The organism is Kribbella sp. NPDC051770 (genome assembly GCF_040681455.1).
Taxonomy (GTDB): Bacteria; Actinomycetota; Actinomycetes; order Propionibacteriales; family Kribbellaceae; genus Kribbella.
Window position 1 is genome coordinate 1 of record NZ_JBFAYT010000019.1, and the last position, 23,218, is coordinate 23,218.

Consider the following 23,218-nt stretch of genomic DNA (forward strand, 5'->3'; position numbering starts at 1 on the left):
ATGAACCATGGCCTGTGAATGGGGGTTAATGCTAAATTTCGGCATTGACTTTCGGCACGCTGTTGAGTTCTCAAGAATCGGACGCACACCGCGCTTCACACTTTCGAGCGAAGCTCCGGGGCAACCTGCGTAACTTTACTGTTCTGTCCGAGCCCGGTCAAATCGGCCTCTTTCGTCCCAGTCTCCCTGCGTGTCTCAGCGACCGAAACCCGCTTACGCGTGTTTCAGCTGCCAGGACTTTCAGGGAGTTTGTCGAACCGACCGGCCGCTTTCGCGTCCCGCACTCGCTCCAACAAGAAGAACATTACTGACATTCACGGTGAAGATGCAAATCGGGGTCTGGCCCTTGTCCGGACCTGTGCTGAGCACTCCCCGACCACATCGACGCGACGTCGTAGCCGTCCCTCTGGTCTCACCTGTCACTCGCGTCTCCGCGAGGCCGGCCCTCGCGTCACCGCCAGGTCCACTCTCTATAGTGCCCTACCCGTTCAAGTGAATATCCCTGGGACGGGCGATGGGTGGGCGACGATCGCTCGTCACCCACCCACCAAGTACCGCACCGCCCAGCAGACGCCTCTCGGCGAGTGGCCGCTCGTAGCGGCTGAGTGTGAGGCCCGGGGGTCATGTACCAGGCGGCATCAAGTGTAACCGGTCCCCCACCGGACCTATTCCCGCCTCTGCCCACGTCCCACAGGGCTCCCCTTTAGTTCGTCCGCACGCACTCCAACTGCTCCCCGTTCTGCTCGAACACCAGTCCGCGTTCCCCCATCCGGAACCGAGCACCCACCATCGAGCTGCCGAGCATCCCGCCACCCATCGGGACGAACCTCATCCCTTCCTGACCGTCGAACGTCACCTCGACGCCACCACCCAGCCGGCGTACAGCGAACCCGAACCCCTCCCGCAGCCGATACGTCCCGACCAGCCCGTCGAGCACCTCATCGCCAGGGAGGTCCCACTCGTCGAGCGGTTCGTCGTACCCACTCCACCCGTACGCCGCCGCGAGCTCCGCGAACGCCCGCTCCACCACCCACATGCCGTTGTCGCCGTTCGTCATCACCGCGGCGCCGAACCCAGACTCCCGATCAGCCAGCAGATGGCACTTGAACCCCCTGTTGCCACCACTGTGCCCGAACCTCACGCCGCCGGCGCCGAGGAACATCCCGAGACCAAGATGATCCAGTCCCCCGAGCCGAGCGCTCGCCCGAATCTGCGGAGTCAGCATCTCCCGCCCAAGCTCCAGCGAGAGCAACGCGCCATCAGCACCGGCGTACGCCGCCTGTACCGCCAGCGCGAACTTGCACAGGTCAGTCGGCGTTGTCCACAACCCCGCGGCCGCCAACTCCGGATAGCTGTGCCACCGCCCCGGGATCGCACGCCCTTGTTCGTCGTGCGCAGTCGCGGCCCTCCCGCGAAGCTCATCAGGCAGCGGCTGCGCGTAGTCGCTGTCGCCCATCCCCAACGGCTCGAGCACAAGCTCGCGCATCAGCTCGCGGAACGGCGTACCGGTCACGTCCTCCAACACCTGCTGCAGAACGACCGTCCCGCCACCCGAGTACCGGAACTGCGCCCCAGGTACCGTGTCCGCCCGCACGCCGAACGTGTTGGTCGGCCCCACCCCGTTGAGGATCTCCACAGTCGTCGGGAGCACCTCTCCAGCGCCGTACCCGGGAAAGCCCTGCATGGTCAGCCCGGCGCTGTGGCTAGCCAACTGCCGCAAGGTCACCACCGGCTGCCAGCTCCCAGTCCGCGGCACCCGCCAGGACGTCAGCCACCGATTGACGTCCTCGTCCAGCGTGAGAACGCCGCGATCCACCAGTCGCAACATCGCGAACACCGCCACCGGCTTACTGATCGAACAAGCCTGAAACAACGTCCGCGCCGTCACCTCCGCCGAGCGGCCGGCCTCGACCACCCCGGCAGCGTCACTCCCCACGATCGAGCCACCACTCAGTACGGCCCACCCAGCCCCCGGCACCCCGAACCGCTCCAACTCTCGAGCGATCCGCCCGCGCAGCTCATCTCCCACAACCACTCCCCAAGCTCGACTTCCTGGAGCGTAGGACGCCCGCGGCCAACCAGTACGTCGACCCGCAGCCAGCCGGCATTTGCACAGGCGGCAGTCGATCGCCGATCAAACTGGACCTGACACGCGAGCACCGGCCACGAATGCCAAGCATTCGTGGCCGGCAGAACTCGTGGGGAACGGAGAACTACTTGGACGGCTGCGGGGCTTCGCAGTCGATCTTCGGGTTGGCGCCGATGTAGTTCAACGGTCCGGCGACGATGGTGACCAGCGTGGTCCCCACCTTCGCGCAGGTGGCGTCGGAACCTCCGAAGTAGTTTCGCTGCGCAGCGGCCGCGAGGCCGATCAGCAACCAGACCACAACAACGATCGTGATGACGCGGGACCCGGTCGTAGAGGCTCTACGAGTGCGCATATCCACCTCCTGGCTGAGCACACCCCCGTGGATCCACCCTCTGGTGCCCGCCGGTGACACAGCGAAAACCCCATGCCCGCCGACCTGTTCGGCGCCGCCCTCAAACCTCCTTGAAGTCGTGGTGCGGCTTGATCCGGGTGTTGATGAACCGCCCGACACTGTCGGACCGCACCAGCCCCGCGTACGTGAACTCCGAGACCTCGAAGTACTGGTACACGTCGCCGCTCACGAACTCGACCTCGAGCGTCCCGTCCGACCACCCGACCGAGCGCACGCTCGACGAATTCACCGGCTTGCGCCGCATCCCGGCCCCTTTCGTACGTCGTACTCAAGGTGCGGACGGTTGTTGTCCGAGCGCACCCAGCTCGATCCGGGTCAGCAGCCGGGCCAGGTCGTTCACCGCGGCGTTCAGCTCGCCGATGGACGTCTGGTCCAGCGTGATCCGTGGCTCCTGCACGCCGAGGTTAGCCGCGAACCGCGTCAACGCGTCGGGCGAAGCCTCGGCGAGCATGTCGTCGAGGATGCCCTGCAGATGCTGGGTCGGCACCTTCTCCGGGCGGTCCTTCCACTTCGTGACCGTCCGCGGCGCGACGCCCAGCCGCTCGGCGAGCGACTCACGGGTCATCCGGAGCGCCAGACGCAACGCCTCGACGTGCCGGCCGGTCCACTGCTCGATCACCATCATCACGCAACTCCCTCGCAGGCTCGGTGACTGTCTGCAAGAAAAGTACGAGGATCCGGCCGCCTCGGAGGGGCCGAAAAGTTCCCTGTGGATACCGGTTGAGGTCCTGGTCCGGGCACCCGCCCCGCCGTTCACTTGATCCATGAACAGCACACCGACGCTCAGCCGCCACCTCGACCGCCTCACCCCACAGCCCCCACGCCGCTTCCACCTGGTCCGCCACATCGACGTCTCCGGCGTGAGCGGCACCGGCATCGTCGCCGAAGGAGTCGAGTGGTCCGACAACACCGTCACCCTCCGCTGGCGCGGTCCGTATCCCACCACCACCGTCTGGCAGGACGGCATCCCAGCCCTCCTCACCATCCACGGCCACAACGGCGCCACCACGATCCGCTGGCTCGACCCGTGACGGCGTTCGCCCCTTGACCGCGGTGCGGCCGGCCCGTCCCCTGCGCCCTTCGCCGGCCGTACCGCGCCCTCACCCACTCACCACTCGAGCACCGCAAGCCCGACGTAGTACCGACCGCACGCCAGCTTGTCTTGCGTCGTCTTGTACGACGTCGTCGACCGCAGCACGTCACCAGCCGTGCCGTGGTCGTCCGATCAGCCGTGCTCGGGGTGGGGTGGCTTCTCGGCGAAGAACTGCTCGCGGTAGTTCGCCGGGTGGTCTTCCTCGGGATGGTGGTTGAGGGCGGTCGCTAGTTCGGCGATGGACTTGTCGGCGACGGTGAGATGGGGCTTGGGGTGCTCGGTTGGGAGCTCGTCGGTGTTCGCCACGGAGGACAACTGCGCCAGGGTTTCCAGGAGCTCGACGGCCTTCTCGACTTCGCCCGGGTTGTTGACGAGCCACCAGACGGCAGCGGAGCCGGGGCTCGACAGGACCTCGTCGCGGAGGTAGGCGCGCTCGTCGCGTTCCATCCGGCGCTCGAGGAGCGTCCGCTGCTCGCGGCGGTGGAGGGCGGCGAGGACCTGGAGGTGTTTGCTGTCGGCCTCGGGGAGGCGGAGGCGGACCTCAGTCGCCCAGGTCCGGACCTGGCCTCGGTCGTCGAGATCCGGTTCGCCGAGCAGGGCCGCCAGGCGGTGCTGGTTGAGGCTTTCCTCGGTCGGTTGCTGACCTGCAGTGAGGGCCTTGGCGCGGTTGAGCAGGGCGTCGACGGCGACGCTGCTGAGGTCGCCGTGACGGGAGCCGGACAGGACGGTGGTCCAGTGCACGACCGCGGAGAAGCTGAACTGGAAGTCGGGTGATGCAGACGGGAGGCGTACGTCGGCGATCGTGCGCGTCGGAGGGAGGGAGAACACCGGATCGTGGTCGACGTGCGACGCGTGCAGGCTCTGCGGCGGCGTCACCGGGGCCTGGACTGTGATCGGGGCCGGCTTGGAGACCGGTTCGTTGTAGAGCACCGCGACCGCGAGAAGGAGGAGCACGGCGACCATGACGGCGACCCAGCCCGGCAGCCCCACGACCAGAGCCAGGAGATACAGGAGAGCAACCACCGCGGCGGAGAGCAGGAGGGTGTTCTTGTCGAGCTTCATCAGGGATTCCTTCAACGCAAGTACCGGCCGGCGTACCCGGCTGGAGGAGTCCCCGCTGTTAGGTCCTGGGCGGTCGGTCAGAGGCACGAAAAGTCTCACACGGTCGACGGACGGTAGCGACCGCTTCGCGTGTCGCTTCCACTCCGTGAGAACTGGACAGGATCGGACCACAGAAGGAGCTCAGTTGAACAGCTCAGAACTGGACCGATTTCAGCCAAGATGTTGCCGGCGATCAGCCGGTCAGGGAGCGGAGGGCTCGGCGGGACGGGGTGAGGACGACGGGCTTGTACGGGCACCGCGCGTCGGTGAGGGTCTCGTACGCGCTGATCGCGCGGGTGGCGGCGTCCCAGCCCTGTTCGGCCGGGCTCTTGCCGAGGCCGCGGTTGCGGATCAGGGCGCCGTAGAACGCCGAGCAGAACACTGTCGCCTCGTACCAGCCGACGACTGTGCTGGTGCCGATGTAGGTGATGTCGTCCTGCAGGCAGTCGCGGATCGCGCGCTGCCACTTGCCGATGCCGGTCTTGCAGCCGTCAGCGATCACGACCCCGCTGGAGATCCCCCACTGCCGGTCCAGGAACCAGTCCGCGAGCGCGCTCAACGAAACCTGGGTCTGACCGTCCGTGGACAGGAACGACGGCTCCTCGCTGTGGTCTCCGTGGGCCATCACGTGCAGGACCGTGGACGGAGTGGTGAGCGCCGAGAACGCGGTCTCGTGATCTCGGGTGCGGACGAAGTTGACGTCGATCACCGGTTCGTTCCAGCCGGCGTTGACGTTACCGACGACGCCCTGGACGAACGTCATCGACGCGTCGAAGGAGCTGTCCAGACCGAGGTCCACCAGCGTGATCAGTCGGTTCCGCATCCCCAACCCCCTCGCATCCCGGGGCCTGCCTCGGTGGCCCGGGAATCATCATCACCCAGGATCCCGACAGTTTCGCCGCGGGGTCGGTGGATACCGTTGGCCGAGACCCGACCAGCCAAGGAGAAGTCCGATGAGTGCTGCCCCGACCGTCACGTTGAGTCACGGAACCGCGATGCCGCGGCTCGGGCTCGGCACCTCGCCACTGAACGACGACGACGCCGAGCGGGCAGTCGCCACGGCGCTCGAGCTGGGCTACCGCCTGATCGACACGGCCGAGAACTACCGCAACGAGGTCGGTGTCGGTCGCGCGCTGAAGGGTGCGCCGCGCGACGAGGTGTTCGTGACGTCGAAGTTCAACCGCCGCTGGCACAGCGTCGAGGGCGCGCGCACCGCGTTCGAAGCGAGCGCGGAGAAGCTCGGAGTCGAGTACCTCGACCTGCTCCTCATCCACTGGCCGAACCCGGACCAGGACCAGTACGTCGACGCCTGGCGCGGCCTGATCGAGCTCCGGGAGGCCGGCCTGGTGCGCGCGATCGGTACGTCGAACTTCAAGCCGTCACACCTGCAGCGCCTGATCGACGAGACCGGCGTAGCTCCCGAGGTCAACCAGATCCAGCTGAGCCCGATCTGGACCAAGGAGGAGAACCGCGATTTCCACGCCGAGCACGGCATCGTGACCGAGGCGTGGAGTCCGCTCGGCAAGGGCAGCGACCTGCTGGAACGGCCGGACGTCGTACAGATCGCGAAGAATCACGGGAAGACACCCGGGCAGGTCGTGCTGCGGTGGGAGATCCAGCTGGACGTTGTACCGATCCCGAAGTCTGCGAACCGGGAGCGTCTGGCGCAGAACCTCGACGTCTTCGACTTCGAGCTCACCGAGGAGGAGCTGGCCACGTTGTCGGCCATGGACGGGACGGGGTCGACGCCTGCGGACTCGGACCGCAGCGGTCACTGACAGCACGTCCTCGGCGTCTGCGGCCGAGCCGAGCGTCTCCGGTACCTGGCGCAGGTCGCGGCTGACCAGCGTGAGGCGGAGCGGCTCGGCGCCTAGGCGATCGTGAAGAGCAGGTTGCGGTGGGTGACGAACGCGTCGGTCGCGGGGCCAGGAAGTCGCGGGATCCAAGAGGCGGCGGCGCTCAGGAGGTTGTGCCGCCTAGGAGGTCGTGGTGCCTAGGAGGTCGTGGCGCTCAGGAAGTCGCGGGTCCAGGAATCCGCGGTGCTCAGGAGGTCGTGGGGTCCAGGAGGTCGCGGGTCCAGGAGTCCGCGGCGCTCAGGAAGTCGCGGGTCCAGGAGGTCGCGGGTCCAGGAAACCGCGGCGCTCAGGAAGTCGCGGGTCCAGGAGTCCGCGGGGTCCAGGAGACCGCGGAGGTTCCGGTAGTGCGGGCGCATCCGGCGGGTGGGCCCTACGCAACTGGACTTCGGCGGGTCCTCGCCGGTCGGCCAGAAGTACGAGCGGTTGGCCGGGTGTGACGGCGACGGGCCGGACCGCTCACGAGCCGGAGGTCGGGGCGGCTTTCAGGCGGCGAGCCAGGTACGGGGCAGTGGCGCTGGTCTTCGATCTGGCGAGTTCGGTCGGAGTGCCGGTCGCCACGACCTGGCCGCCGGCTATGCCGCCGCCTGGGCCCAGGTCGATCACCCAGTCGGCGGCCGCGATGGTGTCCAGGTCGTGCTCGACCAGGACGACGGTGTTGGCGGCGTCGACGAGTCGGTGGAGTTGGCGGAGCAGCAGGGCGATGTCGGCGGGATGGAGACCGGCGGTGGGCTCGTCGAGCAGGTAGAGAGCATGGCCGCGGCGGGCTCGCTGCAACTCGGTGGCGAGCTTGATCCGTTGGGCTTCGCCACCGCTGAGCTCGGTCGCCGGTTGGCCCAGTCGGAGGTAGCCGAGGCCGACGTCGCGCAGCGTCTCGAGGCTGCGCGATGCCGAAGGGACATCGGCGAGAAACTTCGTCGCGGTGTCGACCGACATCGCCAGCACCTCCGCGATGTTCTTGCCGCGGTACGTCACCTCCAGCGTTTCGGCGTTGTACCGCGCACCGTGGCAGGTCGGGCAAGGCGCGTAGGTCCCCGGCAGGAACAGCAGCTCGACAGCGACGAACCCCTCGCCCTGGCACGTCTCGCACCGGCCCTCGGCCACATTGAAGGAGAACCGGCCCGCCGTGTAGCCCCTCGCCTTGGCCGTGTCTGTTCCTGCGTACAGCTTGCGGACGGCGTCGAACAGACCTGTGTACGTCGCGAGGTTGGAGCGCGGCGTCCGGCCGATCGGGCGCTGGTCGACGAGCACCAGCCGGTCGAAGGCCTCGAGCCCGGAGACGTCGTCGATCTCGAGCTCAACGGCTGAATCATCGGGCTCGTCCGGTGTCTGGCCGAGATGCCGGCGGACGACTTCCGCGAGCACCTGGGTCACGAGCGTGGACTTGCCCGAGCCCGACACCCCCGTGACGGCAGTGAGGACGCAGAGCGGAATCTCGACCGAGACGTCGCGCAGGTTGTGCCGCGTGACGCCGCTCAGGTGAAGCCGGCCGTGCGGAGTCCGGGGACTGTGGTCGAGCGGCTCGGGGCGCCCGAACAGGTGCCGGCTGGTGATCGACTCCGCCACGGTCTCGAGGCCGGCCACCGGACCGGAGTACAGAACCTTGCCTCCGCCTTCCCCCGCGCCAGGGCCGATGTCGACCACCCAGTCGGCACGCCGTACGACGTCCAGGTCGTGCTCGACGACGAAGAGCGAGTTCCCGGCGGCTTTCAGCCGGTCCAGCACGTCCAGCAGCGGCTCGGCGTCGGCCGGGTGCAACCCCGCGGACGGTTCGTCGAGGACGTAGACGACACCGAACAGTCCGGACCGCAGTTGCGACGCGATCCGCAGACGCTGTGCCTCGCCGGGCGAGAGCGTGGTCGAACGGCGCGCGAGGCTGAGGTACCCGAGTCCGAGGTCGAGCAGCACCGCGATGCGGGCGACGAGATCGGCACAGATCCGTACGGCGGCTTCAGTCGTCTCGCCCGACGTCGCAGTGGACGTCGTGGCGTCCGCCTCGGCCAGTTCCGCCACCGGACGGAGCACCGTGACCAGTTCGTCGAGCGGAAGCGCGTTCAGGTCAGAGATCGAGTGACCGGCGAAGGTCACGGCCAGTGCCTCCGGCCGTAATCCGCTGCCGTGGCACACCGGGCACGGCACACTCCGGACGAACCGCAACGCCCGGTCGCGCATCTGCTGACTCTTGGAGTCGGCCAGGACGTGCATGATGTGTTTGCGCGCGCTCCAGAACTTCCCGTTGTAGCCGTAGTCGACGCGGTCGCGCTCGGGCTTGATCAGGACCGACGGCTGCTCGTCGGTGTAGAGCAACCAGTCCCGGTCCTTCTTGCGCAGCTTGCGCCACGGCCGGTCGATGTCGATCCCGAGGCCGTTCACGATGCTGCGGAGATTCGCGCCCTGCCAGGCGCCCGGCCACGCGGCGATCGCCCCTTCGCGAATGGTCAGCGACGGGTCCGGGACGAGGAGTTCCTCGGTCACGTCGTGGACCACACCCAGGCCGTGACAGTTCGGGCACGCGCCGGACGCGGTGTTCGGTGAGAACGCCTCCGCGTCGAGACGGTCCGCACCGGGCGGATAGGTGCCGGCCCGGGAGTAGAGCATCCGGAGCAGGTTCGAGAGCGTGGTGATGGTGCCGACGCTGGATCGCGAGCTCGGTGCGCCGCGGCGCTGCTGGAGGGCGACGGCCGGCGGGAGCCCGGTGATCTCCTGGACGTGCGGTGCCCCGACCTGCTGGAGCAGGCGGCGGGCGTACGGCGCGACCGACTCGAAGTACCGGCGCTGCGCCTCGGCGTACAAGGTGCCGAAGGCAAGCGACGACTTGCCGGAGCCGGAGACGCCGGTGAAGGCGACGATCGCGTCGCGGGGAAGGTCGACGTCGACGGAGCGCAGGTTGTTCTCGCGCGCGCCGCAGACCCGCACGAACGCGTCGATCGACTGGTCCGTCACGAACCTTCAGTACCCGATCGGTCCGGCGGGAATCGGAACGCACTGCGGCCCCCGGGGGATGTGGGAAGTTCCCGGGGGCCGTGGTGCTATCAACTGGGTGGCCGGTGAGGGCCGGGTGGTGGGGTCGGAGCCCCCGCCGGGGCTGCGGCGCCGGGTGGCGCCGCAGCTTGAGGGTCGGCCGCGGCCGGAGGTGCTGCCGCAGGTCGGGTCGGCCGCGGCTGGAAGTGCTGCCGCAGGTTGGGTCAGCTGCAGCCGGAGGTGCTGCCGCAACCCTCGCAGACGTAGCAGGAGCCGCTCGGCCGCATCTTGGTGCCGCAGGTGAAGCAGAGCGGGGCGTCGACCGAAGTACCGGTGATGAGTTCGAACATTTCGGCGGTGGTGCGGACCTCGGAGGTGACCGGCTTTGCGGCGGCCGCGTCGATCGAGGCGTCCTCGACGACGGTGGGCTTGTCGGCGACCGGTTCGACGGCCTTCAGGGACTCCGCCTCGGAGATCTCGACGGGGGCCGGTTCGTAGGAGCCGGTGTCGAGCTGGCGGGAGCGCTCGTCGGCGGAGTAGATGCCGAGGGCCGAGCGCTCGTCGAAGGGCAGGTAGTCCAGGGCCAGGCGGCGGAAGATGTAGTCCATGATCGACTGCGCCATCCGGACGTCCGGGTCGTCGGTCAGGCCGGCCGGCTCGAACTTCAGGTTGGTGAACTTCTGGACGTAGGTCTCCAGCGGTACGCCGTGCTGCAGCGCGATCGAGATCGCGATCGAGAAGGCGTCCATCACCCCGGCCAGGGTCGAGCCCTGCTTGCCCATCTTGAGGAAGACCTCGCCGAGGCCGTCGTCAGGGTAGGAGCCGGCGGTCATGTAGCCCTCGGCGCCGCCGACCGAGAACGACGTGGTCCGCGACGGCCGCGACTTCGGGAGCCGCTTGCGGGTCGGGCGGTACTCGACGATCTTCTCGACGACCTTCTCGGCCGCCGCCTCGGTCGACTCCGCGGCCTTCTTGGCCTTCGCGTCGGCCAGCGGCTGGCCGACCTTGCAGTTGTCGCGGTAGACCGCGAGCGCCTTCAGGCCGAGCTTCCAGCCCTGGAAGTAGACGTCGGCGATCTCCTCGACCGTCGCGGTCTCGGGCAGGTTCACCGTCTTGGAGATGGCGCCGGACAGGAACGGCTGCGTGGCCGCCATCATCCGGACGTGGCCCATCGGCTTGATCGCGCGCTCACCCATCGCGGTGTCGAAGATCTCGTAGTGCTCGGTCTTCAGGCCCGGGGCGTCGACGACGTGACCGTGCTCGGAGATGTACTCGACGATCGCCTCGATCGTCTCCTCGGTGTACCCGTACTGGCGCAGCGCCCGCGGGACGGTCTGGTTGACGATCTGCATCGAGCCGCCGCCGACCAGCTTCTTGAACTTGACCAGCGAGAAGTCCGGCTCGATCCCGGTGGTGTCGCAGTCCATCATGAAGCCGATGGTGCCGGTCGGGGCCAGCACCGAGGCCTGCGCGTTGCGCCAGCCGTTCTTCGCGCCGATCTTCAGCACGCCCTCCCACGCCGCGGTGGCGTGCTTCTGGACGTCCTTGTCGATCGGGTGCACGGTGCGGATCGCGTCGTTGGCCGCGGCGTGCTTGCGCATCACCCGGGTGTGCGCGTCCTTGTTGCGCTCGAAACCGTCGTACGCGCCGACGATGCCGGCCAGCTCGGCCGACCGCTTGTACGACGTACCGGTCATCAGCGAGGTGATGGCGCCGGCCAGCGCGCGGCCGCCGTCGGAGTCGTAGGCGTGGCCGGTCGCCATCAGCAGGGCGCCGAGGTTGGCGTAGCCGATGCCGAGCTGGCGGTAGGCGCGGGTGGTCTCGCCGATCGCCTCGGTCGGGAAGTCGGCGAAGCAGATCGAGATGTCCATCGCGGTGATGATCAGCTCAATCGCCTTGACGAACTTCTCGGAGTCGAACATGTCGTCGTCGTTGAGGAACTTCAGCAGGTTCAGCGACGCGAGGTTGCAGGAGGAGTTGTCCAGGTGCATGTACTCCGAGCACGGGTTCGACGCGGTGATCCGGCCGGTCTCCGGCGTGGTGTGCCAGTCGTTGATCGTGTCGTCGTACTGGATACCCGGGTCGGCGCAGGCCCAGGCGGCGTGGCTGATCTTGTCGAACAGCTCGCGGGCGTCGACGGTCTCGATGATCGAGTTGTCGATCCGGGCCCGCAGGCCGAACTCGCCCTTCTCCTCGACCGCGCGCATGAACTCGTCGGTGACCCGGACGGAGTTGTTCGCGTTCTGGTACTGCACCGAGGTGATGTCGCGGCCGCCGAGGTCCATGTCGTAGCCGGCGTCACGGAGGACGCGGATCTTGTCCTCCTCGCGCATCTTGGTCTCGACGAACTCCTCGATGTCGGGGTGGTCGACGTCGAGGACGACCATCTTGGCCGCGCGCCGGGTGGCGCCGCCGGACTTGATGGTGCCCGCGGACGCGTCCGCGCCGCGCATGAAGGAGACCGGGCCGGACGCCGTCCCGCCGCTGGACTGCAGCAGCTCCTTGGACGAGCGGATCCGGGACAGGTTCAGGCCGGCACCGGAGCCGCCCTTGAAGATCAGGCCCTCCTCCTTGTACCAGTTCAGGATCGAGTCCATCGAGTCGTCGACGGCGAGGATGAAGCAGGCCGACACCTGCTGCGGGGACGTCGTACCGACGTTGAACCAGACCGGCGAGTTGAAGCTGAAGTACTGGTGCAGCAGCATCCAGGTCAGCTCGTGCTCGAAGATCTCCGCGTCGGCCGGGGTGGCGAAGTAGCCCTCCTCCTCGCCGGACTTGCGGTAGGTCTTCACGACCCGGTCGAGCAGCTGCCTGAGGCTCCACTCGCGGTTGTCGTGCCCGACCGCGCCGCGGAAGTACTTGGTGGTGACGATGGTCGAGGCGTTCACGCTCCAGTAGTCGGGGAACTCGACCCCGCGCTGCTCGAAGACGGTCTCACCGGTCTTCCAGTTCTGCTGGACGACGTCGCGGCGCTCCCACGTCACGTCGTCGTAGGGGTGGACGCCCTCGGTCGTGAAGATGCGCTCGATGGTGAGTCCCGCCGGCGCGCTCTTGCGCCCGCGGAACCCGGCCGTCGACCTCTTGGTCGACCCCGAGTGGCCGGTCACCGTCTCTGTCATGGTTGCTCCTCGCCCTGTGTCTGCGGTCTGTCGGGACCGCCCCGTTGGTACTTCCCGGTGCCTGTACGGCGTACTGCTGGTGCTGCTGGTTACTGCAATCCCCGTTACGTCTGTGGAGCCACGCCCTGCGGCGCGGGCTCGGTGCCCTGCGGTTCCTTCTCGGCCCGCAGCAGCGCAATCTCGGTCTCGAAGTCGTCGGCCGACTCGAACTGCCGGTAGACGCTCGCGAACCGCAGGTAGGCCACCTCGTCGAGCTCGCGCAGCGGGCCCAGGATGGCCAGGCCGACCTCGTGGGCCGGCACCTCCGGCGAGCCGCCGCCCTTCAGCGCGTCCTCGACCTTCTGGCCGAGTCGCGACAGCGCGTCGGCGTCCACCGGACGGCCCTTGCAGGCCTTGCTCACCCCGCGGATGACCTTCTCGCGGCTGAACGGCTCGGTCGCGCCGGAGCGCTTCACGACCGTCAGCTGCATCTGCTCGACGGTGGTGAACCGCTTCTCGCAGACCGGGCACTGTCGCCGGCGGCGGATCGCTCCGCCGTCTTCGGCCACCCGGCTGTCGACGACCCGGGAATCGCTGTGTCGGCAGTACGGACAGTGCACGGCGAATCACTCCTCCCGTGGGGGCGCCGAACGCGACGCTGTGGATCGAGCTGGGGACAACCTGTGTACGACTTGTGGGTAACCAACCACTACCTGTGGAAAATTACACCCGTGTAACCACTACATCTAGGGATGCTACGTCGCTGCTCCGACAGTTTGCAAGAACGCTGAAATCCCGCGCGCGTCTCTTTGTTCCAACACCCGCGCGGCCTCGTGTACTCCCGCGTGGCGCCGTAGCAGAGGCCCTCCGGAGGCGCAAAATACGGCGCTCCGGAGGGCCTCGGGACGGTGGCGTGTTCTAGCCAGCGGCAGGGCGGCAGAAGTCGAAGTCGCAGCCCTGGTCGGCGCCCAGCACGTGCTCGTGGAACAGCCGCCGGTAGCCGGTCGCAGGGGCGGGAGGCGGCGGAGGCAGTTCAGCACGGCGCCGCTCCAGCTCCGCAGGCTCGACCAGCAGGTCCAGCCGCCCCTCGGAGACCGACAGCCGGATCCGGTCACCGGTCCGGACCAGTGCCAGCGGCCCACCGACGGCCGACTCCGGTGTCACGTGCAGCACGATCGTCCCGTACGCCGTACCGCTCATCCGCGCGTCCGAGATCCGCAGCATGTCCTTCACCCCGGCGCGCGCCAGCTTGCCCGGGATCGGCAGGTACCCGGCCTCCGGCATCCCCGCCCCGAGCGGCCCGGCGTTCTGCAGCACCAGTACGTCGGACGCCGTCACGTCCAGCTCCGGGTCGTCGATCCGCTCCGAGAGGTCGGCCAGCGAGCTGAACACCACCGCCCGGCCAGTCGTCTCGAACAGCGCAGGGTCAGCCGCGGACCGCTTGATCAGCGCACCGGACGGCGCCAGCGAGCCCTGCAGCCAGACCAGGCCGCCCTCAGCCCGCGACGGCGAGTCCAGCGGCCTGACAACCTCTCGGTCGACCCACACGGGCCCAGCGCCGAGCCGCTCCCCTAGCGTCTCGCCGGTGACAGTCAGCGCAGACAGGTCGAGCAGGTCCCGCAGCTCATGCAGTACGGCGGGTAGACCGCCCGACGCGTGCAGGTCCTCCATGTAGTGCGCGCCGGTCGGCTTCAGCTCGACCAGCACGGGTGTGGTCGCGCTGAGCTCGTTCAACTCGTCCGGGTCGATCCGCAAGTCCAGGCGCCCCACCATGGCGGTCAGGTGGATCAGCGCGTTCGTGGAGCCGCCGATAGCCAGCAGCACGCGCAGCGCGTTCCGGACCGATGCAGCGGTGACCACCTGCGACGGTGTACGGCGTGCCTGGGCGATCTCCACGGCAGCAGTCCCGGTGGCCTCACCGATGCGGAGGCGGTCGGCGTGGACGGCTGGTGCGGTCGCGCTGTCGGGCAATGCCATCCCCAGTGCCTCGACGATGCAGGCCATCGTGGACGCCGTACCCATGACTGCGCAGGTGCCCGCTGTGGTGGCCAGGTTGCGTTCGACGCGGTTGATCTCGGCCTCGTCGACCTCACCGGCGCGGTAGCGGGCCCAGAAGCGGCGGCAGTCCGTGCAGGCTCCGAGGCGCTCGCCTTGGTAGCGGCCGGTCGACATCGGACCGGTGACCAGCTGGATCGCCGGGCGGCCGGCGGAGAACGCTCCCATCAGCTGGGCCGGGACGGTCTTGTCGCAGCCGCCGACCAGCACCACCGCGTCCATGGGCTGGGCGCGGACCAGCTCCTCGACGTCCATCGCCATCAGGTTGCGGTAGACCATCGAGGTCGGCTCGAGGAAGCTCTCCCCCAGCGAGACCGTCGGGAACTCCATCGGCAGACCACCGGCCGCGATGATGCCGTTGGCGACCGAGCGGACCAGCTCCGGTTGCGCTCGGTGGCAGGGGTTGAAGTCGCTGGTCGAGGTGGCGATGCCGACCACCGGGCGGTCCAGCGACTCCGGCGACCGGCCGCTGGCGTGCAGGAAGGTCCGGCGCAGGTACTTGGAGAACTCCCGGTCGCCGTAGCTGACCAGCCCGCGGTAGATGCCGCTCTCGTCGCTCATCCGGCCAGCACATCATCACGCAGCTCGACACCTGGTGTCCGGGCCAGGTGCTGGAGGAGGACCCGCAGCATCTCCGGCGGCGGGACGGCGCCTGGTGTGCGGACGGCGTCGGAGGCGATCAGGCCGCGGAGGAGCAGGCTGTGCTTGCGGAGGCCGAGCGCGATCCCGGACTGGAACTCGAAGTTGACCAGCGGGAGGTAGTCGCGCCAGACCTCGCGGGCCCGGTCGAAGCCGCCCTCGGAGTACGCCGTGACGCAGGCGAGCAGGCCTTCGGGCACGGAGAAGCCGGTCATCGCGCCGGCCGCACCGACCGCGAGCTCGTCGAGCAGGCAGGTGCCGCCGAGACCGCCGAAGACGGGGATGTCGAGGGCGGCGGCGAGGATCGCGACCGCGGGTGGGCTCGGGGAGGACTCGGACTTCACGGCCACGATCTGAGGCACCGCCTGGACCGCGTGGACGAGGTCGGTGGTGGCGATCGGGATGCCGGTGATCACCGGGTAGTCCTGGACGACCAGGGGGCGGTCGGTCTCCTGGGCGACGGTCGCCAGATGCTTGCCGAGGGCATCGGGGTCGGGAGTGCTGACCTGGATCATCAAGCCTGAAAGCCGGTCCAAGGCGGCCGGTACGACGTTGGCGGCTTCGGCGAGAACGTCGTCGAGGGCAAGGGAACTGATGCCGACGACAAGCGGCAGGTTGCAGGCGGCAACGACGGTGTCGACGACCGTACGGCGTTCGGCGGGCGTCAGGCGGACGGCCTCCCCGAAGACGCCGAGGACAGTCAGACCGGTGGCGCCGAGGTGCTCGTAGTGGACGGCCTGGCGGGCCAGGGACTTGGTGTCGACCGCCGTACCGTCAGGGGTGAACGGGGTGGCCAGGACACCCCACACTCCGGGGGCCAGACTCATGGAGCTCCTTTCGTCGTGACCGCGGTGGCGACCGTGTAGGCCTCCAGGCTCTCGGTGCCGCCCTCGCGGCCGTAGCCGGACAGGCCGACGCCGCCGAACGGTGACGCGGCCGAGGCGAGGGCGACCTCGTTGAGGCCGATCATGCCGACGTCGAGACCGGCGATCGCGGCGTCGGCGCGTTCGGTGCTCGCGGTGAACAGGTAGCCGGCCAGGCCGTACGGGACGGCGTTCGCCTGCCGCAGCCCGTCCTCGAGGGTGGAGAACGGGAGCAGCGGGAGGATAGGGCCGAAGGGTTCGTCGGTGAGGACGGATGCGGTGGGTGGGATGTCGGTGAGGACGGTCGGCGGGTAGAAGAAGCCGGGGCCGTCGGGCTGGACGCCGCCGGTGCGGATCTTGGCGCCGCTGGAAGAGACCATCGCCGCGACCGCGTCGCGCCGGCGCGCGTTGGCGAGGGGGGAAAGGGGGGAGGTGGGCGCGCCCGGGGGCGTGGCGGCTGCGCCGCCCGCCGGAGCGAGGCGCTCCACGCGCTCGACGACAGCGTCGACGAACGCGTCGTAGACGGCTTCCTGGACGAAGATCCGGCTCGGTGAGATGCAGACCTGGCCCGCGTTGCGGAACTTGGCGCGGACCAAGGCGTCAGCGGCTCGGCCCAACTGCTCCGGGGTGAGGTCGTCGAAGATCAGGACCGGGGCGTGGCCACCGAGTTCGAGCGTGAGGGACTGCAGGTGCTTGGCCGAGAGGCCGACCAGGGTCTGTCCGACCGGGACCGAGCCGGTGAGCGTGATCTTGGCGATGACGTCCGAGTTGATCAGATGCTCGGAGACCTGCGGCGGGTCGCCGGTGATCAGGTTGACGACGCCGGGCGGGACCCCGGCGTCGTCAAGTGCCTGGACCAGCGCCGCCGCCGTACGCGGTGCTTCGACGGCGGGACACAGCACGATGCTGCAGCCGAACGCGACCGCCGGCGCGAGTTTGCGGGCGGGCAGCGACGCCGGGAAGTTCCAGGCGGTGAACGCCGCGACCGGGCCGACCGGGCGCCGCTCCACCCAGGAGCGGCGACCGGGGGCCGTCGGCAACAACCGTCCGTACGAACGCACCGCCTCGCCGGCGAACCAGCTGAAGTACTCCGCCGACTGCCGGACCTCGGCGAGCGACTCCTCCAGCGGCTTGCCCTGCTCCTCGGTCAACACAGCCGCGATCGCCTCAGCGCGATCGAGCAACAACCGGCCAGCGTGATCGAGCACCGCAGCGCGCTCGGCGGGCGCCGTACGACGCCAGACCGCGAACCCTTCCGCGGCAGCGGCCAGGACGTCGTCGAGGTCGGCAGCGGAGGCGCTGGCTACCTGGCCGACCACCTCCTCGGTCGCCGGGTTGAGCACGTCGATCACCCGGCCGTCCGACGCCGGCCGCCACTCGCCACCGATGAACAGCACGCTCAGGCCTCCCGCAGCACGATCACGCTCAACGACGGCAACGGCAGCTCGACCTCAGCCTTCCAAACGGCGTCGACCGCCACCGTCGAGTCCTCGGCGAACCGCTCCAACCCCTGCCGGTCCCGGATCGTCGCCAGCTGCTCCGGCGACGGATCCTGCGGCGCGCCCAGGTCCTGCCAGACCGTGTGGCTGTTGCTGTGGCTGCGGTCGATCCGCCAGTGTTCGACCGTCCACTCCCCCGCCGCCAGCCCGGACACCTCCAGCTCCACGGCCGTCGGCTCGTCGTCCTCCAGGTACTGATCGTCGGCATGCCGCCACACCAGTACGGCGACGCTCCCGTCCGCCGAGCTCCGCGACGCGATCACGTCGACCTCCTCACCGAGCCCGTTGCCCAGCGCACCCAGATCGGCCGTCTCGACGAGAGCGTCGGACGACGCCGCTAGCCGCCGGTCGCCGAGCTTCGCGAACGCCCGGTACCCGTTCATCAGCGGCTTCTCCAGCCCCGACGCGGTGACGAAACTTCGGGTCCCCTCGAAGTACCGCTCGCCCTCCATCGAGAAGCTCCAGGTCGTTGCCTCGGCCACCTTCGCGGTGTGCCGCTCGTTGAGGTCGAGCACCTTCTTCATCAGCTTGGCCTGGAAGACCGGGTAGTACTCGGTGTTGCGGTAGCCGAAGTTCGCGTTGTCGTAGATCCCCCAGTGCGCCGGCACCGACGCGTCGCACTCGTCGACGATCGCCGGCAGTCCGGCGTACGCCGGGAACTCCTCCATCACCGCCAGCATCCGGTCGATCTCGCGCAGCATCTTGGTCGTCGACGGGGACTGCTTGACCGGCGCGGCCGCGCCGATCGGTCCGTAGACGCGCCACGGCGAGAACGCCGAGCCCTTGGTGTGGAACGAGACGAAGTCGAGCGGCAACGAGCGGTCCGAGCACGCCTGCAGGAAGCTCCGCATGAACGCGACGCCCTTGTCTCCACCGGTCACCGTCGGACCACCGACCCGCCCCGACGGAAGCACGCTGCGGATCGCCGCGGCGGTCACGGCGTACAGGTCCTGGAACTGCTCGGGCGTCCCGCGCCAGTAGAAGATGTCCGGCTCGTTCCACAGCTCCCACAGCCAGCTCGACACCTCCTCCTCGCCGTACCGGTCGAGGCAGTGCTGCGCGAGCGCGGCGACCAGGCCGCCCCATTTGTCGTAGTCCTTCGGCGGGTACGACCACAGCCCGGCCTCGTACTCGCTGTACTGCGTGGGGCTGCTCTCGAAGGCGAACTCGGCCTTGGCGTGATCGGGGACCAGGGCAAGCGGTGTGAACGCCAGCTCCACCAACGGGTGATGGCCCGCGGCAACGATCGTGTCGTAGGTCTGGTCGGCGATGGTGAAGTCGTAGTACGGGTTGCCGTCGGCATCTTCGTGGTAGACGTTGCCGCTGCCCCAGTGCGGCAGGCCGAGCCCGGTGCCGCTGTTGAACACGTAGTGCGGCCGGACGTGGTACGGCGTCTCGGCGAAACCGCCGATCGTCTGCAGGGTCCGGCGGCCCTGCGGGGTGTAGGTCCAGTTGATCTCGTCGTACCCGAGGCTGGCCCACGGCCGGTCGAGCAGCCCGAGGTCCGCGGTCGCGTCGACGCTGACGCGGGCCCGGCGGACGTGCGCGGCGCCGGGGTCGGACGGCGTGTACGGCACCTCCTGGACGCCGCTGCGGGAGCTGTTCTGGTCAGGCAGATCGGTCTCGGTGGTCATCTCAACCTTTCAGTCCGGTGCTGCTGATGCCCTGGATGATGAAGCGCTGGGCGAAGAGGAAGACGAGCAGAGGCGGTGTCACGGCGAGGATCGTCGAGGCCATCACGACGCCGTAGTCGATGTCGCCGTACGCCGACCGGAAGGTGACCAGGGCCAGCGGCAACGTCTGCATGCCGGGCGAGCTGGTCGAGATCAGCGGCCAGAGGAAGTCGTTCCAGGCGCCGAGGAAGACCAGGATCCCGAGCGTCGCGAGTGCCGGCCGGATCAGCGGCAGTACGACGTGCCGGTAGGTCTGCCAGGCGTTCGCGCCGTCCACCCGCGCCGCGTCGGTGAGGTCGTCGGGCAGGTTGACGATGAACTGGCGGATCAGCACGACGCCGAGCAGCGACACGATGTGCGGCAGCGCGAGCGCGCCGTACGTGTTGAGCAGGCCGAGCTTGTTGAACTGCTGGAACAGCGGGACCAGCACGACCTCGCTCGGGATCAGCATGGTCACCAGCAGCAGGCCCAGGACGACGTTGTTGCCGCGGAACGGCAGCCGAGCCAGTGCGTAGCCGGCCATCGAGCAGACGATCAGTGCGAGCACAGTGGCGCTCACGGCAACGACCATGCTGTTGAAGAAGGCAACGAAGATGTTGACCGCGCGGCCGCCGGGATCGACGAGCATGCTCCAGTTCGCGGTCGTTGCCTCGGTCGGCCAGATCCGGTTGCCGTTGGCAGTCGAACCCTCGAACGACGAGGAGAGAGCCCAGAGCAACGGCAGCGCCCAGAGCAGCGCCATCACGATCGAGATTCCGGTCACGATCCATCGTTTAGCCATGGCTGGCCGCCCTCCTGGTCAGGATCTGCTGGACGATCGCGACCAGCAGGATCACCAGCGCGAGCACCCAGCCGATCGCGGCGGCGTACCCGGTCCGGAAGTCGCGGAAGCCGGTCTCGTAGAGCATCTGGAGCACCACGCGGGTGCTGCCGCTCGGGCCGCCGGCGGTCAGCAGGTAGACCTGCTCGAAGACCTTGAACGAGTCGATCAGCCGGAGCAGGATCACCAGGCCGAGCACCGGCGCGATTCCCGGCAGCGTCACGTACCGGAACTGTTGCCAGGCGCTCGCGCCGTCGATCCGGGCCGCCTCGTAGAGCGGTTTCGGGATGTCCTGGAGCGCGGCCAGCAGGATCAGCAGCGGGAAGCCGACTCGCCACCAGAGCGTCAGCAGCACCACGGCACCCATCGCCTGGCCGGGCTCGGTCAGCCACTGCTGGGCCGGCAGCCCGAACTTCTCCAGCACGGTGTTGAGCGATCCGTTGACCGGGTTCAGCACCAGGTTCCAGATCAGCGCGACCGCTGCCCCGGGCAACAAGTACGGCGAGACGAACGCGGCGCGCAGGATGTTGCGGCCGGACAGGTCGCGATTCAGGACCAGCGCGAGGATCAGCCCGACGGCGATCAGGATCGGGACGTTCAGGACGACGAACAGCAGCGTGTGGCCGAAGGCAGCCCGAAAGTCGCTGTCGCGCGCCAGGCCGAGGTAGTTGTCCAGGCCAACGAAGCCGCCGGTGCCATCGGCAACGTTGACGTCCGTCGTACTGAGGAAGAGGCCGCTGACGATCGGGACGGCCCAGAGCAGCAGGTAGAGGACGGCGAACGGGGTCAGGAAGAGGATCGCGGCGCGGCCGCGAGTGCGGCCTTTGACGGTCTCTACCTTTGGTCGCGTCCGGGCCGAGATCCTGGTGGTCGCGACACTCAAGACGGCTCCTTCATCGTCACGGTGGCCCGGGCCGCGGCCCGGCGCAGCTCGTCCTCCACCTTCGCGCCCTGGTAGACCACGTCGTCCATGGCGTCGTTGAGGTACTGGTAGGCCTGGTTCCAGCGGTACGCGTACGGCGCGAAGCGCGCGTGCTTGGCCTGGTCGATGAACACCGACATCTTCCGCAGCAACGGATCCTTGCTCGCGGCAACCGGTGCGATCGCCGCCTTGGAGGCCGGCGCCTGCGCACCCGCCCAGTCGACACTGCCCTCGCGGACCAGCCAGCCGATGAACTTCTGCGCCTCGGTCCGGATCCAGTCGTCGTTGTTGCGCTGCTTGGGGATGCAGTAGATGTGCGAGGTCGCGACGACCGCGCGCGGCCCGTCGAAGAACTGCGGCAGCGGCGCGACGTCGAGCTCGGTCCCGCGCTCCTTGTTCGTCTTCAGCAGCTGCGCCAGACCCCATGGAAAGGTGAACGTCATCCCCACCTTCTGGTCGCTGAACAGCTGCCCGACCTGTACGCCGGTGATCAGCTGCTGCGGCTCGATCTTGTACTTGTGCACCAGATCCTGCTCGAAGTGCGCCGCCTCGATCCCGGCATCGCTTGCGAACAGCGCCTGGCTGCGCTCGTCGATCAGGTCGCCGCCGGCTTGCCAGTTGAGGCTGAGCCACGGCATCCAGACACCGGTCTCGCGGACGAAGCCCCACGGGCCGAGCTTCTTCAGCGCCTGCGCCGCGGCGAGGAACTCAGTTGCGTTCGTCGGCGGCTTGTCCGGGTCGAGTCCGGCCTTGGCGAACAGCTGGCGGTTGTACCCGAGCGCCTGCGGACCGGTGCTCATCGTCACGCCGTACAGCTGGTTGTCGATCTGGCCGAGCTGCCAGGTGCCGTCGATGAAGTCGTCGGTGCTGAGCCCGAGATCGCCGAGGTCGATCGCGTGCAGGAAGCGTTTCAGCGGCGGGATCTCGTAGCTGTGCAGTGCGACGATCGCCGGAGGTGCGCCGGCCAGCGACGCGGTCAGGATCTTGGTCAGGTAGTCACCGCCGTACGCCGGTGAGCTGAACCGGATCGTCACGTCGTCCTGCGACTTGTTGTACCGGTCGACGATGGCCTGCATCAGACCGCCGTCGCCGCCGGTGTAGAAGGTGGTGAACTCGAGCACGCGCCCGCCCCCGCGGGTCGTGTCGTCGAACGGTGAGGAGCAGCTCGCGAGCGCTGTGCTCGCGGCTCCTGAGGCGGCCAGCGCCAGCAACCGGCGCCGGGACAGTGTGGGCAGCACGGAGCTCTCCCTCTGACGGAGCGGTGTCATGAGCGGATCGGCCGGCCTCGCGCGGGGCCGGCGGGCGGTGAGGAACCGGGCCGGGATCTCCGGCGGCTGCCTCGCCCCGTGGCGTGTTCTACGAGTTAGCCTGATCTCGGCGTTGTCAAAAGTCAATGGTTAACAATCGACCATTTACACCGATGTACTCACGATGGAGGAAGCGTTGTGGCCGGTCCCCTCGACCAGCTCGCCCTGCAGACCGACCGCAGCCCCGCGCTGTGGGCCACGGTCGTGCCGGCGATCCGGCAGATGATCGTCACCGGCGCCCTCGCTCCCGGCGAGCACCTGCCCGAGGGCGAGCTGGCGAAGGCGTTGCAGATGAGCCGCGGTCCGATCCGCGAGGCGCTGATCGAGCTCGAGCGCGAAGGGCTCGTGGTGCTGCGGCGGCATCGCGGCGCGCAGGTGATCACGCTGACCGCGGAGGACGTGGAGGAGATCTACACGTTGCGGCTCAGCCTGGAACGGCTGGCGATCGAGCGAGCGCTCCCCCGGCTCAGCGCCGAGCACCTCGCCGCGATGGACGAGGTGCTCGAGCAGATGCGAGCGCTCGGGCCGGACTACGCGCCGCAGACGGCGCTGGATCTCGACCTGGCGTTCCATGGAGTGCTCTACGACGCGGCCGGGCATGCGCGGCTGGACCGCGCCTGGCAGCAGATCCGGAGTCAGGTCGCGATGTTCCTGCACTCACGGCACGTCGTACGGCGGGACTTCCATGAGATCGCGTACTCCGAGCATCAGGCGATTCGGGATGTGTTGGTCGGAGGTGATCCGGCGGCAGCGTCGTCGGTGATCGAGGATCACCTGATGGGGTCGTACCACCGGTTGATCGAGGCTCGGCCGGAGAGCTGACGAGTCGAGCA

19 protein-coding genes are annotated in these 23,218 nt (G+C 68.5%); 3 read left to right on the forward strand and 16 right to left on the reverse strand.

All coding sequences use genetic code 11. The features are described 5' to 3' along the window. Window positions 1–703: 703 nt before the first annotated feature. The 4 genes from AB0M01_RS37120 to AB0M01_RS37135 all read right to left on the reverse strand — a co-directional run bounded on the left by AB0M01_RS37120 (window position 704) and on the right by AB0M01_RS37135 (window position 3,126). Complete coding sequence (locus AB0M01_RS37120) at window positions 704–2,029, reverse strand: serine hydrolase domain-containing protein (RefSeq protein ID WP_363677269.1); 1,326 nt, start codon at window positions 2,027–2,029, stop codon at window positions 704–706. 184 nt (window positions 2,030–2,213) lie between these two features. After that, window positions 2,214–2,441, reverse strand: coding sequence for a hypothetical protein (locus AB0M01_RS37125; protein ID WP_363677271.1), 228 nt, complete (start codon window positions 2,439–2,441; stop codon window positions 2,214–2,216). Window positions 2,442–2,541: 100 nt separating this feature from the next. Next, on the reverse strand, window positions 2,542–2,745 hold the full coding sequence (locus AB0M01_RS37130; protein WP_363677273.1) for a KTSC domain-containing protein: 204 nt from the start codon (window positions 2,743–2,745) through the stop codon (window positions 2,542–2,544). 24 nt (window positions 2,746–2,769) lie between these two features. Then, a complete protein-coding gene (locus tag AB0M01_RS37135) occupies window positions 2,770–3,126 on the reverse strand; it encodes a helix-turn-helix transcriptional regulator (protein ID WP_363677275.1) in 357 nt (118 codons plus the stop codon). Between the two features lie 139 nt (window positions 3,127–3,265). On the opposite strand from AB0M01_RS37135, the gene AB0M01_RS37140 reads away from it, so the two are divergent. After that, window positions 3,266–3,532: a hypothetical protein gene (locus tag AB0M01_RS37140; protein WP_363677277.1), complete on the forward strand. Its 267-nt coding sequence runs from the start codon at window positions 3,266–3,268 to the stop codon at window positions 3,530–3,532. A gap of 194 nt (window positions 3,533–3,726) precedes the next feature. Here AB0M01_RS37140 and AB0M01_RS37145 read toward each other — a convergent pair whose 3' ends face one another. Both AB0M01_RS37145 and AB0M01_RS37150 read right to left on the reverse strand, forming a co-directional pair. Further along, window positions 3,727–4,656: a hypothetical protein gene (locus tag AB0M01_RS37145; protein WP_363677278.1), complete on the reverse strand. Its 930-nt coding sequence runs from the start codon at window positions 4,654–4,656 to the stop codon at window positions 3,727–3,729. A 232-nt stretch (window positions 4,657–4,888) separates the two neighbouring features. Next, window positions 4,889–5,518, reverse strand: coding sequence for a hypothetical protein (locus AB0M01_RS37150; protein ID WP_363677279.1), 630 nt, complete (start codon window positions 5,516–5,518; stop codon window positions 4,889–4,891). 130 nt (window positions 5,519–5,648) lie between these two features. On the opposite strand from AB0M01_RS37150, the gene AB0M01_RS37155 reads away from it, so the two are divergent. Then, on the forward strand, window positions 5,649–6,473 hold the full coding sequence (locus AB0M01_RS37155) for an aldo/keto reductase (protein WP_363677280.1): 825 nt from the start codon (window positions 5,649–5,651) through the stop codon (window positions 6,471–6,473). 534 nt (window positions 6,474–7,007) lie between these two features. Here AB0M01_RS37155 and uvrA read toward each other — a convergent pair. The 10 genes from uvrA to AB0M01_RS37205 all read right to left on the reverse strand — a co-directional run bounded on the left by uvrA (window position 7,008) and on the right by AB0M01_RS37205 (window position 22,316). Further along, a complete protein-coding gene (uvrA, locus tag AB0M01_RS37160) occupies window positions 7,008–9,491 on the reverse strand; it encodes an excinuclease ABC subunit UvrA (protein WP_363677281.1) in 2,484 nt (827 codons plus the stop codon). 242 nt (window positions 9,492–9,733) lie between these two features. Next, complete coding sequence (locus AB0M01_RS37165; protein ID WP_363677282.1) at window positions 9,734–12,628, reverse strand: vitamin B12-dependent ribonucleotide reductase; 2,895 nt, start codon at window positions 12,626–12,628, stop codon at window positions 9,734–9,736. Window positions 12,629–12,732: 104 nt separating this feature from the next. Then, window positions 12,733–13,227, reverse strand: a complete 495-nt coding sequence (nrdR, locus tag AB0M01_RS37170) for a transcriptional regulator NrdR (RefSeq protein WP_363677283.1) — start codon at window positions 13,225–13,227, stop codon at window positions 12,733–12,735. Between the two features lie 298 nt (window positions 13,228–13,525). Beyond that, window positions 13,526–15,223, reverse strand: coding sequence for a dihydroxy-acid dehydratase (locus AB0M01_RS37175; protein WP_363677284.1), 1,698 nt, complete (start codon window positions 15,221–15,223; stop codon window positions 13,526–13,528). Next, on the reverse strand, window positions 15,220–16,128 hold the full coding sequence (locus tag AB0M01_RS37180; RefSeq protein ID WP_363677286.1) for a dihydrodipicolinate synthase family protein: 909 nt from the start codon (window positions 16,126–16,128) through the stop codon (window positions 15,220–15,222). Before AB0M01_RS37180 ends, AB0M01_RS37175 begins: the two co-directional genes overlap by 4 nt. After that, a complete protein-coding gene (locus AB0M01_RS37185; RefSeq protein ID WP_363677287.1) occupies window positions 16,125–17,561 on the reverse strand; it encodes an NAD-dependent succinate-semialdehyde dehydrogenase in 1,437 nt (478 codons plus the stop codon). The genes AB0M01_RS37180 and AB0M01_RS37185 overlap by 4 nt, the downstream gene beginning before the upstream one ends. Before the next feature lie 2 nt (window positions 17,562–17,563). Next, window positions 17,564–19,297, reverse strand: a complete 1,734-nt coding sequence (locus AB0M01_RS37190) for a glycoside hydrolase (protein WP_363677289.1) — start codon at window positions 19,295–19,297, stop codon at window positions 17,564–17,566. 1 nt (window position 19,298) lies between these two features. After that, the gene (locus AB0M01_RS37195; protein WP_363677291.1) at window positions 19,299–20,117 is read right to left on the reverse strand and encodes a carbohydrate ABC transporter permease; all 819 of its coding nucleotides are present in this window, start codon (window positions 20,115–20,117) and stop codon (window positions 19,299–19,301) included. Beyond that, entirely contained in the window at window positions 20,110–21,039 is a 930-nt protein-coding gene (locus tag AB0M01_RS37200) for a sugar ABC transporter permease (RefSeq protein WP_363677293.1), read from the reverse strand. The genes AB0M01_RS37195 and AB0M01_RS37200 overlap by 8 nt, the downstream gene beginning before the upstream one ends. Next, complete coding sequence (locus AB0M01_RS37205; RefSeq protein WP_363677294.1) at window positions 21,036–22,316, reverse strand: ABC transporter substrate-binding protein; 1,281 nt, start codon at window positions 22,314–22,316, stop codon at window positions 21,036–21,038. Before AB0M01_RS37205 ends, AB0M01_RS37200 begins: the two co-directional genes overlap by 4 nt. A 207-nt stretch (window positions 22,317–22,523) precedes the next feature. Between AB0M01_RS37205 and AB0M01_RS37210 the strand changes: the two genes are divergently transcribed. Then, on the forward strand, window positions 22,524–23,207 hold the full coding sequence (locus AB0M01_RS37210; RefSeq protein WP_363677296.1) for a GntR family transcriptional regulator: 684 nt from the start codon (window positions 22,524–22,526) through the stop codon (window positions 23,205–23,207). Window positions 23,208–23,218 lie beyond the last annotated feature (11 nt).